Here is a 16,323-nt window from a genome sequence, read left to right on the forward strand (position 1 = left end):
ATGAGCTTTCCCTGGGCAAACGAATACAAGCCGGCCAATGGCCTGACGCAGTGGCTTGACGAGAAGCTGCCGCTGCCCCGCTTCGTCTACAACGCAGTCGGCGCTGGTTATCCGGTTCCGCGCAACCTGAACTACATGTGGAACTTCGGCGTTCTCGCCGGCTTCTGCCTCGTGCTTCAGATCGTGACCGGCGTCATCCTCGCGATGCACTATGCCGCGAACGCTGGCGTTGCCTTCGATAGCGTCGAGCACATCATGCGCGACGTGAACTGGGGCTGGATGCTGCGCTACGCGCACGCCAACGGCGCTTCGGCGTTCTTCGTCGTCGTCTATCTCCACATCTTCCGCGGCTTCTTCTACTCCTCGTACAAGGCCCCGCGCGAGATGATCTGGCTGCTCGGCGTCGTCATCTTCCTGCTGATGATGGCAACGGCGTTCATGGGCTACGTGCTGCCCTGGGGCCAGATGTCGTTCTGGGGTGCCAAGGTCATCACCGGCCTGTTCGGCGCGATCCCGGTCGTCGGCGAACCGCTGCAGGTGTGGCTGCTGGGCGGCTATGCGCCCGACAACGCTGCGCTCAACCGCTTCTTCAGCCTGCACTTCCTGCTGCCCTTCGTGATCGCGGGTGTCATCATCCTGCACATCTGGGCGTTGCACATCCCCGGCTCGTCGAACCCGACCGGCGTCGAAGTGAAGAGCGAAAGCGACACCGTTCCGTTCCACCCGTACTACACGGCGAAGGACGGCTTCGGTCTGGGCGTGTTCCTGCTGATCTACTGCGCTGTGCTGTTCTTCGCACCGAACGCGCTGGGTCACCCGGACAACTACATCCCGGCAAACCCGCTTTCGACGCCTGCGCACATCGTTCCGGAATGGTACTTCTGGCCGTTCTACGCGATCCTGCGCGCCTTCACCTATGACTTCTTCTTCATTCCGGCGAAGCTCATGGGCGTGCTGGCGATGTTCGGCGCGATCCTGGTGTGGTTCTTCCTGCCCTGGCTGGATACCTCGCCGGTGCGTTCGGGCCACTACCGTCCGCTGTTCCGCAAGTTCTTCTGGTTCGGCCTGATCCCGACCATGGCCGTGCTGTTCTACTGCGGTGGCGCTCCGGCTGCGGAACCCTACGTGATGCTCAGCCAGCTGGCATCGCTGTACTACTTCGCGCACTTCCTCATCATCCTGCCGATCGTCTCGTCGATCGAGAAGCCGGAACCGCTTCCGTTCTCGATCACCGAAGCCGTGCTCGGCAAGGATGAGAGCGCAGTGCTCAACGCCAACCCTGCGGCCGCCTGAGCCGGTACGAAGCGCAAGAGAAAGAGAACCCCATGGTCCGTCTTTTTGGCCCCCTAGTCGGCCTCTTCTTCGCCGTCGCACTGCTCTGGTCGTTCGGCAATGGCGCCTACTCGGCGATCTCGGAACCCGCTGCCCCCACGGCAGAGCACGAGTTCCACCTGCACCCCAAGGACGTGAAGTTCGCGTCTGACGGGGCGTTCGGCAAGTTCGACAAGCAGCAGCTGCAGCGCGGCTTCCAGGTCTACAAGGAAGTCTGCGCCACCTGTCACTCGCTCAAGCACGTCGCCTTCCGTGACCTCGCCGCCCTCGGCTACTCGGAAGCCGAAGTGAAGGCGATCGCCAAGGAGTGGGGCACCAAGCAGCCCACCTTCGATCCGAAGACCGGTGAGCGCGCAGAGCGTGACAACATCCCGTCGGACTACTTCCCGACCGTGTACTACGCCGGTCAGGGCAGCCCGCCCGATCTGTCGCTGATCACCAAGGCCCGTCACAACGGTGGTGCCTACGTCGCCTCGCTGCTGACCGGCTATCAGGAACAGCCTGCCGAGCTGCTCAAGAAGTTCCCGGATGCCAAGACTCCGGATGGCCTGTACTACAACCCGTACTTCGCCAACCTGAACCTCTCGATGCCGGCGCCGCTGACCGGCGAGGGTCAGGTGACCTATTCGGATGGCACCAAGGCAACCGTCGACCAGATGGCTCAGGACGTCTCGGCCTTCCTGATCTGGTCCGCCGAACCCAAGCTGGACAAGCGCAAGCAGACCGGATGGGCCGTCCTTGGCTTCCTGCTGGTCGCCACGGTCCTGGCATACCTCGCCAAGAAGAACGTCTGGGCCGACAAGAAGGGCGAATAAGCCTTTCAAGGCCTGACAGGCGAAACGAACGAGGCCACCGGAAACGGTGGCCTTTTTCGTGTGTCAGTCGGGCGTGCCATCGATCCTCAGCTCGCTCGCCCGCCGGAACAGTTCCAGCACCAGCGGATCGCTCTCGGTATTGCGGATGGCCACTTCGAAGCGGATCTTGCGGGCGGGAGGCGGCAGAACCTCGGCCAGTATGCCCGCCTCCAGCAGTGGCCGCACCATCGGCTCGGGCAGCACTGCCGCGCCGCCGCCACCGGTAACGATATCGATCAACGTGCGCACGTTGTTGCAGGTGCCGATCGAGCGCGGCGTGACGCGGTTGGCTTCGAGCGTCTCCATCGTCACGCCGTGCAGCGGCGAGAGATCCGGAATTGACCACACCGGCAAGGCATTGGCAAACCCGCCCGCCGCTGCCGTCCGCGCGCTCGCTGCCCAGACGAGGCCGACGGAACCGATAGGCGTGGTCCGAATGCCCGGGCTCGCCACCGGTCCCGCCAGGAAAGCAAGGTCGATCGTGCCGCCAAGCAGTTGCTGGAACATGCGCGCGGTCAGGTCCAGCTCCAGCTCCAGTGTCACTCCGGGCAAGTCCTGCTCGATAGCATGGACGAAGCCCGGCAAGCACGATGCTGCGGCAATCTCGCCCGAACCGATCCGCACGACACCGCTGGCACCCTCGAAGCCGGACGCCGTCAGCAGCGCCTTTTCGAACCCTGCCCACAGCGGCTCGCATTCCTGCACCAGCCGCCGCCCGCGCGCGGTCAACACCATGTTGCGCCCCTCTCGGCGGAAGATCGCGATGCCCAACTGCTCCTCGATCTCGCGCACGCGGGCGGATATGGCGGGCTGCGTGGTGTTCAGCCTCTCGGCCGCAGCGCGAAAGGTGCCGAGCCGCGCGATCCACAGCAGCGTTTCCAGGTGGTAGATCGCAATCCGTTTCATTGATCAGAGACTGTTATCGATTGTGATAAAAAACAATCGCTCTTTTCAATTTGTATCCTGTGCTAGCACCTCGGGCGAAAAGGAGACTCTGCCGATGTCGAAGAAGCTCTATGCCGATGCCACTGCTGCGCTCGATGGCCTGTTGCGCGATGGCTTGCTGATTGCTTGCGGCGGTTTCGGTCTTTGCGGCATTCCAGAGCGCTTGCTCGATGCCGTGCGCGATTCGGGCGTCAAGGACCTCACCTTCGCCTCGAACAATGCCGGAATCGACAACGAGGGCATCGGCAAGCTGCTGCGCACGCGGCAGGTCAGGAAGATGATCTCCAGCTATGTCGGCGAGAACAAGGAGTTCGAACGGCAGTACCTCTCGGGTGAACTCGAAGTCGAATTCTGCCCCCAAGGCACTCTGGCAGAGCGCATGCGCGCTGGTGGCGCCGGCATTCCCGGCTTCTACACCAAGACCGGCGTCGGCACGCTCGTGGCCGAGGGCAAGGAAACCAAGATTTTTGACGGACAGGAATATGTCCTCGAACGCGGCATTTTCGCCGACATCGCGCTGGTCAAGGCGTGGAAGGCAGACGAGACCGGCAACGTCGTGTTCCGCAAGACTGCACGCAACTTCAACGTGCCCGCTGCCACCTGCGGCAAGGTCTGCGTGGTCGAGGTCGAGGAAGTCGTGCCCGCAGGCTCGCTTGACCCGGACAGCATTCACCTTCCCGGCGTCTATGTGCAGCGCATGATCGTCGGCGCGCCTTACGACAAGAAGATCGAGTTCCGCACCGTGCGCGAGCGGGAGGCCGCGTGATCCGTCGCGCGCTGCCCCTGCTGGCGGCGCTGGCGGCAACGCAGCTTTCGGGCTGCGTCGCTGCCGCCATCGCGCCGCTGGCAGCAACCGGTGCGCTGGGGGCCAAGGCTGCCAAGGGAAAGGGCGGAGGCGAAGCCTCTGCCACGACGCCACGCCCCGAAGTCTCGATTGGCCAAGGGGTTTCCGCTGTCCCGCCGCTGCTGGCTCCGGCCGTTGCCGAGGCCGAGCCTGCCCCACCAATTCCGGTTCAGCCCCCTGCTGCTCAGCCCGCAGGGATGGCAGGCGCTCTGGCCGACAGCGCAGATCCCTATGCGGCGATGGCCGCCTATGTGCTGGCACAGGCGGAGGCCGGCAGGACTGGCAAGGTCCGCAAATCGGCCTTGCTCGACCAGCGCAGTCTGGTCGAGGTTCCCCGGATGCGAGCCTGCGCCGACCAGCGCAGCGCCGTGCTGATCGATCTCGATCCCGGCACGGGCACCTTCGATCTGGACGATCCGCCTGCGCCGGAACCAGGGCTTGCCAATCATCTCCGGCGCATTCGCGGCACCGGTACGGCAGTGGTCTGGGTCGCCTCGTTGCCGCAGACGCAGTCCAAGCGGCTTGGCACGACGCTCAAGGCGACCGGGTTGGACCCGCTCGGCATCGACAAGGTGATGCTCCTCTCAGGAGCCGAAACGCGCAAGCAGCAACTGCTTGACCGAGCCGACGCGGAGTGGTGCGTCCTGGCCATCGTGGGTGATCGCAAGGCCGATTTCGACGAGGTTTTCGATTATCTGCGCAATCCCGACGGTCCGGTCGGCATCGCGCTCGAACAATTCATCGGCGCAGGCTGGTTCCTGGCGCCGCCCCCCATCAAGTGATCCGACACGAAAGAGCTTAGACCGATGACCACGCATGACGGGCTGAAGACCGGCTGGACCCGCGACGAGATGGCAGCGCGCGCAGCGCGCGAACTGCAGGACGGATTCTACGTGAACCTCGGCATCGGCATCCCGACGCTGGTGGCCAACCACGTGCCAGCCGGCATGACCGTGACCTTGCAGTCCGAAAACGGCATGCTCGGCATCGGCCCCTTCCCCTACGCGGGGGAAGAGGACGCCGACCTGATCAACGCCGGCAAGCAGACCATCAGCGAGCTGCCGCACTCGGCCTATTTCGACAGTGCGCAGTCCTTCGCGATGATCCGCGGCGGCAAGATCGACCTGACCGTGCTGGGTGCGATGGAAGTGGCCGAAAATGGCGACATCGCCAACTGGATGATCCCGGGCAAGATGATCAAGGGCATGGGCGGCGCGATGGATCTCGTCGCAGGCGTCAAGAAGATCATCGTGGTCATGGAACACTGCGCCAAGAACGGCGACCCCAAGTTCATCCCCGCCTGCACCCTGCCACTTACCGGCAAGGGCGTGGTCGACATGATCGTCACCGACCTTGCGGTTTTCCAGCGGCCCGACCACAATTCCCCATTCAAGCTGATCGAATGTGCGCCGGGCGTATCGGCCGAGGAGGTCCGCGCCCGCTCGACGGCGCATTACGTCGAATGACAAGAGGAGTGTCCCGGTGAGCTATGTCCTGATCACGGCGAACCGGAATTATTCGAGCTGGTCATTGCGACCATGGCTGCTGATGAAGGCGCTCGGCATTGCCTTCACCGATCGGGTCGAGCCTTTCACCAAGCCCTCAAACTACGATGAGTTTCGTGCCTTCTCGCCTACCGGGCAGGTGCCGGTCCTGCTCGATGGCGCGCGGACCGTGTGGGATTCGCTGGGCATCGCGCTCTACCTGGCCGAGCGGCACGACGGCGTCTGGCCCGCCGATGAAGCGGCGCGCGCCTTCGCCATTTGCGCCGTGGCCGAAATGCACGGCGGCTTCTCGGCGCTGCGCAACGACTGCACGATGAATGTCGGGGTGCGGGTCACGCCTCGCCCGATGCGGCCTGCCCTCGTGCGTGACGTGGCGCGGGTGCGCGAGATCTTCGAGGAAGGGCTGGAGCGCTTTGGCGGCCCATGGCTCGCCGGCTCCGCCTTCACCGCGCTGGATGCCTTCTTCGCCCCCGTCGCCTTTCGCATCCGCACCTATGGCCTCGATGTCGGGCAAGGACAGGCCTGGGTCGATCACATGCTCGACCACCCGGCAATGCGGCAGTGGGAAGCGGAGGCACTGGACGAAGCGTGGCGCGAGGAAGGCCACGAGGCCGAGCTGGCCGAATGTGGCGAGATCATCGCGGACTATCGCAGGGCCTGACAGGCCACAGCTACCTTCCCACGAGTCAATTGCGCAAAAAGAAAGGCCGGTCCGAAGACCAGCCTTGGAAAGTTTGGGAGAGGATGCCTGAAAGGCCTCTCCTATGTGCGATTCCGAGCCCGATTCTGCAAGTGCGAAGGACGGATTTGCAGTTGCATGGCATGCAACTCAGTCGGCGACAATCCATCTCACCGTGTTGACGTGATAGCTGGGCACAGCGGTGCCCGACCGGTCCCTCGCAGGCTCGAAGCGGGCGCGCTTCATCAGCAGCTCGCACGTGAGCTCCTTGAACTCGGGCGATTGGGTGGCGACCTGAATCCGGCAGAGCGTCGGCGTCCCGCTTGCGTCGATCATCAGCCTGAAGCTGACGAGGGCCTGCTCGTTCTTGCGCAGCGCCTTCTTCGGATAGTCGGACGACTTCAGCCACTTGCTTGGAGACGTCAGAGGAGCAGGAAGGCTGGCGAGATTCTGTTGCTGGACCGGATCAAGCCCCCACAGCTTGACGAGATCCGCGGTGCAGGTCCTCATTCCAGCCAGTGCCGAAGTCATCGTTCCCAGTCTGAAGGTCAGGTCCTCCGACTTTCTCCTGATCCGCAACTCGCGAATTTTCGCAACTTCGGCTGCAGTCGCAGGCGGATGGGCCCCTTCAGAATCGCGGTTGAGCAAGTCGAGCGGCCCGAGCACCACGACCGGCTCGCCCGCCGTATTCGTGCCTCGCATCAGACCCACCTGCTTTTGCAGAGCCAGCTCCGGGCCGAAACCCATGTCGGCATCGCTGCCGGTCTTTCCCAGCCGCTCCGTGCCCTTCCCTGCCAAGGTTATGTGGTAGACGTCGCCCGGCGCGAACTGGTCGAGTATGACCATGATCTTGTCGCCCTCGGCACCGAACTCCCGGCCGAGGCGGCAGCTGTCATCGGCATAGTGCACGATCCATGCAGTGCGAGAGGACAGCATTTCGGGCGTGGAGGCGAGCAGCGGCCGCGGGATCGCTGCCATCGCGAAGATGGCGGCATACGTGCCCAGGGTCCGGGAAGTCTTATTCATGTACATTAGCTTAGTCATGAACAAGAGAAACAGAAAGCCCCGCTCTCGCAAGCGGGGCTATTAACCCATTTGGAGTGTTTCCCCGGGGAAACACTCCAGCGTGGCGTTGTGGTCGAGTGGGGTTCAGAGCTTGCCGGTCAGTTCCGGGACGAGCGTGAAGAGGTCGCCGACGAGGCCGATGTCGGCGACCTGGAAGATGGGCGCGTCTTCGTCCTTGTTGATGGCGATGATGGTCTTGCTGTCCTTCATGCCGGCAAGGTGCTGGATCGCGCCCGAGATGCCGACGGCGATGTAGACTTCGGGAGCCACGATCTTGCCGGTCTGGCCGACCTGATAGTCGTTGGGCACGTAGCCTGCGTCGACCGCGGCGCGGCTGGCGCCGATGCCGGCGTTCAGCTTGTCGGCGAGCGGGGTGATGATCTGCTCGAAAGTGGCAGCGTCCTTCAGCGCGCGGCCGCCCGAGACGATGATCTTGGCGCTGGTCAGTTCCGGGCGCTCGCTCTTGGCGATCTCGGCGCTGACGAAGGTCGACAACCCGCTGTCGCCGGTGGCGCTGACGGCTTCGACGCTGGCCGATCCGCCAGTGGCGGCAGCCTTGGCAAAGGCGGTGCCGCGCACGGTGATGACCAGCTTGGCGTCAGAGCTTTCGACCGTGGCGATGGCGTTGCCGGCGTAGATCGGACGGGTGAAGGTCTTGGGCCCTTCGACCGAGAGGATGTCCGAGACCTGCATCACGTCGAGCAGCGCGGCAATGCGCGGGGCGACGTTCTTGCCGGTGGTCGTGGCAGGGGCGACGAAGGCGTCGTAATCGGCCATCAGCCCGGCGACGAGCGGGGCGACGTTTTCAGCGAGCGCGTTGCCCAGCGATGCGTCGTCGGCCTTGAGCACACGGGCGACGCCGGCGATCTGCGCAGCAGCCTGTGCAGCAGCGTCGCAGTTCGATCCGGCAACCAGCGCAGTCACTTCGCCCAGTTGAGATGCGGCAGTGACGGCGGCGAGCGTGGCGTCCTTTACGGAAGCGTTGTCGTGTTCGACGAGAACGAGAACCTTGGACATCAGGCTACTCCCATTTCCTTGAGCTTGGCGACCAGCGTGTCGACATCGGGCACCTTGATGCCGGCTGAGCGCACCGGCGGTTCGCTGACCTTGAGCGTCTTGAGGCGCGGCGCGATGTCGACGCCGTAGTCGGCGGGCGACTTGGTGGCGAGCGGCTTGGACTTGGCCTTCATGATGTTGGGCAGCGAAGCATAGCGCGGCTCATTGAGGCGCAGGTCGGTGGTGACCACCGCGGGCAGCGCCAGCTTCACCGTCTGCAGGCCGCCGTCGATCTCGCGCTTGACCACCACGGCATCGCCCTCGACCGAGACTTCGTTGGCAAAGGTGCCCTGGGGCCGTCCCAGCAGCGCGGCGACCATCTGGCCGACCTGGTTGCTGTCATCGTCGATCGCCTGCTTGCCGGTGATGATCAGAGCAGGCTGCTCCTCATCGGCAATGCCCTTGATGATCTTGGCCACGGCCAGCGGCTCGACCTCGGTGCCGTCCTCGACCTGCACCAGCACCGCCCGGTCCGCACCCATCGCCAGCGCCGTGCGCAGCGTTTCCTGGCTCTTGGCAACGCCCACCGACACCGCCACGATCTCGCTCACCACGCCCTTTTCCTTCAGGCGAATGGCTTCCTCCACCGCGATCTCGTCAAACGGGTTCATGCTCATCTTCACGTTCGCAAGATCAACACCACTCCCATCCGCCTTCACACGTGGCTTCACGTTGTAGTCAATCACCCGCTTCACGCAGACCAGGGCTTTCATCGCCAGGCGTCCTTTCCTTGATTCCGTAGGCCTCGGCATAATTCGCGCTTACGTAAACGTCAACTACACATCTGGCCATGCATTGGTCGGCAGGGTTAGAGTGCTGGGCGGCGCAAAAAGTTCGCCGCCGAGAAGCCCTCGTCAGCGTGGCGTGTTCGAAAGGACGTGCGGCCGGCAAATGAAAAGGGGCGCCGGTTGCCCGACGCCCCCTAATCAAACCGCAGTCCGGTGAAAGGTCAGGCAACCTTCCGGACTTCAGCGACGATCTTCTTGGCGGCATCGCCGAGGTCGTTGGCGGGGACGATGGGCAGGCCGGAGTTGGCGAGGATGTCCTTGCCCTGCTGGACGTTGGTGCCTTCGAGGCGGACGACCAGCGGAACCTGCAGGTTCACTTCCTTGGCCGCGGCAACGATGCCGTCAGCGATGATGTCGCACTTCATGATCCCGCCGAAGATGTTGACGAGAATGCCCTTCACCGCCGGGTCCTTGAGGATGATCTTGAACGCCGCGGTGACCTTCTCGGTCGTCGCGCCGCCGCCCACGTCGAGGAAGTTGGCGGGGAATTCGCCGTTCAGCTTGATGATGTCCATCGTCGCCATGGCAAGGCCGGCGCCGTTGACCATGCAGCCGATGTTGCCGTCGAGCTTGATGTAGGCAAGGTCGTACTTGCTGGCTTCGATCTCGGCCGGGTCTTCCTCGGTTTCGTCGCGCAGCGCCATCACGTCGGGGTGGCGGTAGAGCGAGTTCGAATCGAAGCTCATCTTGGTGTCGAGGACGAGCAGGTTGCCGTCCTTCGTTTCCACCAGCGGGTTGATCTCGAGCATGTCGCAATCCAATGCCACGAAGGCGTTGTAGAGCTGCTCGGCGATCTTGCCGGCCTGCTTGTTGAGATCGCCGGTCAGCTTGAGCGCATAGCCGACGGCGCGACCGTGGTGCGGCATGAAGCCTTCGGCCGGGTCGATGGTGATCGTCGCGATCTTCTCAGGGGTCGAATGCGCGACCTCCTCGATGTCCATGCCGCCCTCGGTCGAGACGATCATCGCGACGCGGCTCGAAGCGCGGTCGACGACCATCGAGAGGTAGTATTCCTTCGCGATATCAACGCCATCGGTGATGTAGAGGCGATTGACCTGCTTGCCGGCCTCGCCGGTCTGCACCGTGACGAGCGTGTTGCCGAGCATTTCCTTTGCAAAGGCCTCGACTTCCTCGATGCTCTTGGCCAGGCGCACGCCGCCCTTGGCATCGGCAGGGAGTTCCTTGAACTTGCCCTTGCCGCGACCGCCGGCATGGATCTGCGCCTTGACCACATAGAGCGGCCCCGGAAGCTGCTTGGCCGCAGCAACCGCTTCCTCAACCGTCAGCGCCGCAATCCCAGCCGGAATGCCGACACCAAACTTCGCAAGCAGTTCCTTCGCCTGGTACTCATGGACGTTCATGCGTTATCCCCGTTTCGAACAGGCGCGCCGCACTGGCGCAAAGGTATACGCCGCCATTGGCGCTTGACTCGGAATGCCTTAAGCACAGAGCGGGGAGCTTGAAAAGGAGCGTAAATGCGAGACTCGAAGCTATTTTTGATAACGTCTCGCAATTGCACATTGTTAGGTTCCCCGCTGTGCACGGAGGCGCAGAATGATCGACTATGACCGCCTCCACCAGATCGTTCGCGCCGCCGGTGAAATGGCGCTGGGCCTGTGGCCGGGCCATGGCCACGCCCCCCAGGTGTGGGAAAAGACGCCGGGCAGCCCGGTTTGCGATGCAGACCTTGCGGTCGATGCCTTCCTGAAGCGTGAACTGGGCGCGCTCCTCCCTTCGGCCGGCTGGCTCTCCGAAGAAACGGTGGATCATCCCGAACGATTGGAACGCGGTCTGTGCTGGCTGGTCGATCCCGTGGACGGCACGCGCGACTTTGTGCGCGGGCGACCGGGCTGGTCGGTTTCGGTAGCGCTGGTGAGCGAGGGGCGGCCGCTGATCGGGGCGCTGAGCGCGCCTGCCCGGGGCGAATACTGGTCAGCAGTCGCGGGCCAAGGTGCAGAGCGGAATGGCAGCAAGCTTCAAGCCAGCACGCGCACCGTGCTGGCGGGATCGCGCGTGCCCGCCGACAGCCTGCCCAAGGCCGACGCCGATCTCGTGACCGTCGACAAGCCCAACTCTATCGCACTGCGCATCGCCATGGTCGGTGCCAACGAGGCGGATCTTCTGGCGACGCTGCGCTGGGGCTTCGAATGGGACATCGCCGCCGCCACGCTGATCGCCCGCGAGGCAGGCGCGGTCGTGTCCGACGCCTTCGGCAAACCGCTCGACTACAACAAGCGCGACCCGCGCGCGTTCGGGCTGCTGGTAACTGCCCCGGCGATCCATGCCGCTGCGGTTGAGCGGCTGGCGGAGCGTGCGGCGAAGCTGGCTTAATCGAAATCTTCCGTATCGATCGTCGGCAAAATCGCGCCGGCATAGCGATGGCCGGAGACCGTCTGCTGGTTGATCAGCGCGTCGACCTCGGCAGCGACGACAGCGGCGATTTCCCAGTCCCACCGCGCGATGTTCTCTTCGAGATGTGCAATCTTGCCGGTGCCGGGAATGGCAACGACATGTTCGCCACGTGAGAGGACCCAGGCGAGCGACAACTGCGCAGGAGTGACCCCTTCCCTCGCCGCAATTGCGTTGAATGAATCCACCAGCGCAAGATTCTTGTCCCAGTTCTCGCCGATGAAACGCGGCATGGCCTTGCGAATATCGCCATCGGGCAGCGCTTGCGGATCGCGCAGGCCATTGGCGAGCACGCCGCGTGCCACGGGCGAGAAGGCGACGAAAGCGGTACCGAGATCCTTGCACGCCTCGAGCACGGCGATTTCCGCCTGGCGCGTCCATGGCGAATATTCGGTCTGCATCGCGGCGATGGGGTGAACCGAAGCAGCACGGCGGAGGGTCTCGGCCGACATCTCGGACAAGCCGATGCCACCGATCTTTCCCTCCTTGACGAGGTCGGCCATCGCCCCGACCGATTCCTCGATCGGCACGTTCCTGTCGCGCCGGTGCATGTAGTAGAGATCGATGTGATCGGTCTGCAGCAGCTTGAGCGAGATCTCGAGTTCGCTGCGGATCGTATCGGGATGGCAATCAACGCCGCGCTTCTCGCCGCTGGCAAAAATGCCCATCTTCGAGGCGAGGAACACCTTGTCGCGACGGCCCTTCAGCGCGTTACCGACCTGCGTTTCATTGTGTCCCAGGCCATAGAGGCGGGCAGTGTCGAAATGGTCGTAGCCTATGTCGACCGCGTGCTGGAGCAGGCGGATGCCCTCTTCTTCGCTTGGGCGGCCAGCGTAGGCCCAGCTTAGCGACATGCAGCCGAGACCGATCGGGTTGGTCTCGCGTCCGTTGATCTTGCGGCGCTGAATGGGCATCGAACTGGTCTCCTTTGTCAGAGCCGATGCCAGTCTCGGCCCGCGCCGGTCAACGCCCAATCGTATGTTCCGCATAGCAAACGGCGCCGCCCAGGTGGGCGACGCCGCTGACATGTGCTTCAGTGCTTACTGGCCCGAGCGTGCCGCGTTCACATCGTCCTGACTGATGGGGACGATCTTGATCTCGACGCGGCGGTTGGCCTGACGGCCCTGCTCGGAATCATTCGAGGCGATCGGCTGCGATTCGCCGAAGCCCTGGCTGCGAATGCGGGCGTAACCCACGCCCCGCGAGATCAGGTAATCGGCAACGGCGCGGGCACGGCGTTCCGAAAGGGCCTGATTGTAGGCGTCCGAACCAGTCGAATCGGTGTGACCATACACGTCGATCAGCGAGTTCGGGTACTGGACCAGCGACTGGGCGACGCGATCGAGCGTTGCGGCAAAGCCGGGCTTCACGGTCGAGCTGTCGACGTCGAATGTCACGCCATTGGGCAGATTGACGAGAATGGCGTTGCCGCCATCGGTCTCGGTCACGTCAACGCCGGTGCCTGCGGTCTGTTCGCGCAGCTCCTTGATCTGCTTGTCCTTCTGGTAACCGATAACGCCACCGGCCACGCCACCGATGCCGGCGCCGACGATGCGTCCGGTCTTGCCGCCGATCAGCCCACCGAGCAGGGCGCCACCAAGCGCGCCGCCGATGCCGCCGATGGCCGTACGCGAAACCTTCTTTTCGCCGGTGTTGGGATCGGTGACGCAGGCCGACAGACTGACCAGCGAAACCGCGCACAGGCTCGACATAAGAACACGACGGATTTTCATTTCCTGTCCCCTTTTACCAGCATCCGGACACGAGCTTAGCGCCGCAATGCCGCTTTGACAGGGTGAAATACGCCCACTTCGACTGAACGGTTCCCGAACGGGAACTTGAGTTTCGCAATCATCAGGAACAATCCTCGCGCTATTCGCCTTTCCCCCTAAATCTGTTAGGGGCCTTTGCGTGACACCTTTTCCCTGGTCTGACGTCCTCGTGATCCTGGGCCTCGTTGTGCTCAATGGCCTGTTTTCCATGTCGGAACTGGCGATTGTCTCTGCACGACCTGCCCGCCTGAAAGTCGCCGCCGAAGAGGGCAGCAAGGGCGCGAAAGTTGCTTTGGCGCTGGCGGCTGACCCCGGCAAATTTTTATCGACAGTGCAGATCGGCATCACGCTGGTGGGCATCATCGCAGGTGCCTATTCGGGGTCGAGCCTTGGCGGACCGACAGCCGAGCGGCTTCAGGCCTGGGGATTCCCGGCGCAGTATGCCGACGACGCTGGCTTCGTCATCGTCATCGCCATCACCACGTACCTCAGCCTCGTTGTCGGCGAACTGGTGCCAAAGCAACTGGCGTTGCGCGCGGCGGAACCGATTGCCAAACTGGCGGCGCCGTCCATGGCGCTGATGTCGAAGATCACCGCGCCGTTCGTCTGGCTGCTGGACAATTCCTCCAGCGCGATCATCCGCCTGCTTGGCCTGAAGCAGGGCAGCGAGCAGGAAGTGACCGCCGAGGAACTCCACATGATCTTCGCCGAGGCCACGCGCTCGGGCGTGATCGAGGAGGACGAGCGGGCCATCATGACCGGGATCATGCGCCTTGCCGAACGGCCGGTGCGAGAAGTGATGACGCCGCGTACCGAGCTTCACTGGATCGAACGCAAGGCGAGCGAAGCCGAACTGCGCGAAGCGATCGACGATAGTCCCCACTCGCTGCTGCTGGTTGCGGACGGATCTGTCGATCGCATCGTCGGGGTGGTGAAGGTGCGCGACGTGTTCTCGACGCTGCTGCGCGGGCGCAAGGTGCAACTCGGGCGGCTGATGAAGAAGCCGGCGATCGTGCCTGACCAGCTCGACACGATGGATGCACTCGGCATGATCCAGCAAGCTGAAGTGGCGATCGCACTGGTCCATGACGAGTATGGCCACCTCGAAGGCATCGTCACGCCGGCAGACCTGCTGGCAGCGATTGCCGGGAACTTCGTCGGCCACGCCGATGCCGGCGACGAGCCCATGGTGGTCGAGCGCGAGGACGGATCGCTGCTGATCTCGGGCGCCCTGCCCGCCGATGCCCTGGCCGACCGGCTCGGGCTTGACCTGCCTGATGACCGCGAGTTTGCAACCACAGCCGGCTACTGCCTGTCAGTGCTCAAGAAGCTGCCCAACGAGGGCGAGCATTTCCACGACCAGGGATGGCGGTTCGAGGTGGTCGACATGGATGGCCGCAAGATCGACAAGCTGCTGGTGTGCCGGACCAAGGCCATGCCTGCGGTAGCGCCCGATGGCGACGGTTGAAGCTCACGTCGGATGCTTCGACAAGCTCAGCATGAGCGGGCTTATTTGAGACCATCGCGCCACACCTTCGACGTCCGCTCGTCCTGAGCCTGTCGAAGGATGCCAACGAAAAAAGGGGCGCCGCTGCGGACGCCCCTTTCTTGATCGGCTAACGCCTAAAGATCAGCGTGGCAGTTCGCTCACGCCCATCAGCGCCTGATCGACGGCGCGGGCGCACTGGCGGCCTTCGCGGATCGCCCAGACGACGAGGCTCTGACCGCGGCGCATGTCACCGCAGGCAAAGACGTTGTCGACGCTGGTCTTGTAGTCGACCACGTTGCCCTTGACGTTGCCACGCGGGTCGAGTTCGACGCCGGCCTGTTCGAGCAGGCCCTGCTTGCGCGGGCCGACGAAGCCCATGGCGAGCAGGATCAGGTCGGCCTTGAGCACGAACTCGCTGCCCGGCACTTCCTGCATCTGGCCATTGACCCATTCGACGCGGACGCATTCGAGTCCCGAGACGTCGTTCTCACCGACGACGCGCTTGGTCAGCACGGCGAACTCGCGCTCGCAGCCTTCCTCGTGGCTCGACGAAGTGCGCAGCTTGAGCGGCCAGTTCGGCCAGCTGAGCGCCTTGTCTTCCTTCTCGGGCGGCTTGGGCATGATTTCGAGCTGGGTGACCGAAGCGGCACCCTGGCGGTTCGAGGTTCCGACGCAGTCCGAACCGGTGTCACCGCCGCCGATCACGACGACGTGCTTGCCGGTGGCGGTGAGTGAGCCGCGCGGGGCAGCGCGCAGTTCGTCATCCCCGGCATTGCGCTTGTTCTGCTGGGTCAGGAACTCCATCGCCATGCGCACGCTGGGAAGTTCGGCGCCGGGGATGTTGAGGCCGCGCGGGTCTTCCGCGCCGCCTGCGAGCACCACGGCATCGAAGTTTTCCTGCAGGCTTGCGAAGGAAACGGTCACGCCCACTTCCACGCTGGTGCGGAACTGGACGCCTTCGGCCTCCATCTGCATCGCGCGGCGGTTGATGTGGGTCTTTTCCATCTTGAAGTCAGGGATGCCGTAGCGCAGCAACCCGCCAACACGGTCGTTCTTTTCGAACACCGTCACCGAGTGGCCGGCGCGGGCCAGCTGCTGGGCCGCGGCCATGCCTGCCGGGCCGGAACCGACGACAGCGACAGACCTGCCGGTCTTCTTGGCAGGCACCTGCGGCTCGATCCAGCCTTCCTTCCATCCGCGATCGACGATGGCGCATTCGATCGACTTGATGGTGACCGGCTGGTCCACGATGTTCAGCGTGCACGCCGCCTCGCACGGGGCGGGGCAGATGCGGCCGGTGAACTCGGGGAAGTTGTTGGTCGAGTGGAGATTGGTCAGCGCTTCGCGCCAGTCGTTCTCGTAGACCAGGTGGTTCCAGTCGGGGATCTGGTTGTTCACCGGACAGCCGTTGTGGCAGTACGGTATGCCGCAGTTCATGCAGCGCGATGCCTGGCCCTTGAGGCCGGCATCATCGTGCGGGATCACGAACTCGCGATAGTGCTTCAGGCGTTCGGCAGGCGCATCGTACTTGCGGTCCTGACGATCGATCTCGAGAAAGCCGGTTGCCTTACCCATTGTAATCTAA

General features: G+C 63.7%; 16 protein-coding genes. 8 read left to right on the plus strand and 8 right to left on the minus strand.

The window, feature by feature from the left end:
- Together NJ75_RS18470 and NJ75_RS18475 are read left to right on the plus strand one after the other, a co-directional pair.
- Positions 1–1,293 carry a cytochrome b gene (locus NJ75_RS18470; RefSeq protein WP_039337158.1) on the plus strand — a complete coding sequence of 431 codons (1,293 nt, stop codon included), beginning with the start codon at positions 1–3 and terminating at the stop codon, positions 1,291–1,293.
- Positions 1,294–1,325: 32 nt separating this feature from the next.
- Positions 1,326–2,147 carry a cytochrome c1 gene (locus tag NJ75_RS18475; protein ID WP_039337160.1) on the plus strand — a complete coding sequence of 274 codons (822 nt, stop codon included), beginning with the start codon at positions 1,326–1,328 and terminating at the stop codon, positions 2,145–2,147.
- A gap of 63 nt (positions 2,148–2,210) precedes the next feature.
- Here the strand turns inward: NJ75_RS18475 and NJ75_RS18480 are convergent, their stop codons facing one another.
- Positions 2,211–3,092 carry a LysR family transcriptional regulator gene (locus tag NJ75_RS18480; RefSeq protein ID WP_039337162.1) on the minus strand — a complete coding sequence of 294 codons (882 nt, stop codon included), beginning with the start codon at positions 3,090–3,092 and terminating at the stop codon, positions 2,211–2,213.
- 94 nt (positions 3,093–3,186) lie between these two features.
- Here NJ75_RS18480 and NJ75_RS18485 point away from each other — a divergent pair, with 94 nt between their 5' ends.
- The 4 genes from NJ75_RS18485 to NJ75_RS18500 are packed head-to-tail and all read left to right on the plus strand — an operon-like array spanning position 3,187 to position 6,141.
- Positions 3,187–3,897, plus strand: a complete 711-nt coding sequence (locus NJ75_RS18485) for a CoA transferase subunit A (RefSeq protein ID WP_039337164.1) — start codon at positions 3,187–3,189, stop codon at positions 3,895–3,897.
- Positions 3,894–4,757, plus strand: a complete 864-nt coding sequence (locus NJ75_RS18490; RefSeq protein WP_039337166.1) for a hypothetical protein — start codon at positions 3,894–3,896, stop codon at positions 4,755–4,757. Before NJ75_RS18485 ends, NJ75_RS18490 begins: the two co-directional genes overlap by 4 nt.
- Positions 4,758–4,781: 24 nt before the next feature.
- The gene (locus NJ75_RS18495; protein WP_039337168.1) at positions 4,782–5,441 is read left to right on the plus strand and encodes a CoA transferase subunit B; all 660 of its coding nucleotides are present in this window, start codon (positions 4,782–4,784) and stop codon (positions 5,439–5,441) included.
- Positions 5,442–5,457: 16 nt separating this feature from the next.
- Positions 5,458–6,141, plus strand: coding sequence for a glutathione S-transferase family protein (locus NJ75_RS18500; RefSeq protein WP_039337170.1), 684 nt, complete (start codon positions 5,458–5,460; stop codon positions 6,139–6,141).
- 168 nt (positions 6,142–6,309) lie between these two features.
- Here NJ75_RS18500 and NJ75_RS23490 read toward each other — a convergent pair whose 3' ends face one another.
- The 4 genes from NJ75_RS23490 to sucC form a co-directional block, all read right to left on the minus strand.
- Positions 6,310–7,185 (minus strand): energy transducer TonB, encoded by an 876-nt coding sequence (locus tag NJ75_RS23490; protein WP_169745742.1) that lies wholly within the window; start codon positions 7,183–7,185, stop codon positions 6,310–6,312.
- A 123-nt stretch (positions 7,186–7,308) separates the two neighbouring features.
- Positions 7,309–8,241 carry an electron transfer flavoprotein subunit alpha/FixB family protein gene (locus tag NJ75_RS18510; protein WP_039337171.1) on the minus strand — a complete coding sequence of 311 codons (933 nt, stop codon included), beginning with the start codon at positions 8,239–8,241 and terminating at the stop codon, positions 7,309–7,311.
- Positions 8,241–8,993: an electron transfer flavoprotein subunit beta/FixA family protein gene (locus tag NJ75_RS18515; protein ID WP_039337173.1), complete on the minus strand. Its 753-nt coding sequence runs from the start codon at positions 8,991–8,993 to the stop codon at positions 8,241–8,243. Before NJ75_RS18515 ends, NJ75_RS18510 begins: the two co-directional genes overlap by 1 nt.
- 236 nt (positions 8,994–9,229) lie before the next feature.
- Positions 9,230–10,429, minus strand: coding sequence for an ADP-forming succinate--CoA ligase subunit beta (gene sucC / locus NJ75_RS18520; protein WP_039337175.1), 1,200 nt, complete (start codon positions 10,427–10,429; stop codon positions 9,230–9,232).
- A 193-nt stretch (positions 10,430–10,622) separates the two neighbouring features.
- Here sucC and NJ75_RS18525 point away from each other — a divergent pair, with 193 nt between their 5' ends.
- Entirely contained in the window at positions 10,623–11,399 is a 777-nt protein-coding gene (locus tag NJ75_RS18525; RefSeq protein ID WP_039337177.1) for a 3'(2'),5'-bisphosphate nucleotidase CysQ, read from the plus strand.
- Here the strand turns inward: NJ75_RS18525 and NJ75_RS18530 are convergent.
- Both NJ75_RS18530 and NJ75_RS18535 read right to left on the minus strand, forming a co-directional pair.
- Positions 11,396–12,391, minus strand: coding sequence for an aldo/keto reductase (locus tag NJ75_RS18530; protein ID WP_039337179.1), 996 nt, complete (start codon positions 12,389–12,391; stop codon positions 11,396–11,398). The two genes, NJ75_RS18525 and NJ75_RS18530, sit on opposite strands and share 4 nt — an antisense overlap.
- 126 nt (positions 12,392–12,517) lie before the next feature.
- Positions 12,518–13,210, minus strand: a complete 693-nt coding sequence (locus NJ75_RS18535; RefSeq protein WP_039337182.1) for an OmpA family protein — start codon at positions 13,208–13,210, stop codon at positions 12,518–12,520.
- Between the two features lie 178 nt (positions 13,211–13,388).
- On the opposite strand from NJ75_RS18535, the gene NJ75_RS18540 reads away from it, so the two are divergent.
- Positions 13,389–14,717 carry a hemolysin family protein gene (locus NJ75_RS18540; RefSeq protein ID WP_039337184.1) on the plus strand — a complete coding sequence of 443 codons (1,329 nt, stop codon included), beginning with the start codon at positions 13,389–13,391 and terminating at the stop codon, positions 14,715–14,717.
- A gap of 162 nt (positions 14,718–14,879) precedes the next feature.
- Here the strand turns inward: NJ75_RS18540 and NJ75_RS18545 are convergent, their stop codons facing one another.
- Positions 14,880–16,313 carry a glutamate synthase subunit beta gene (locus NJ75_RS18545; RefSeq protein WP_039337186.1) on the minus strand — a complete coding sequence of 478 codons (1,434 nt, stop codon included), beginning with the start codon at positions 16,311–16,313 and terminating at the stop codon, positions 14,880–14,882.
- Positions 16,314–16,323 lie beyond the last annotated feature (10 nt).

This window comes from Novosphingobium subterraneum (genome assembly GCF_000807925.1).
GTDB classification, from domain to species: Bacteria; Pseudomonadota; Alphaproteobacteria; order Sphingomonadales; family Sphingomonadaceae; genus Novosphingobium; species Novosphingobium subterraneum.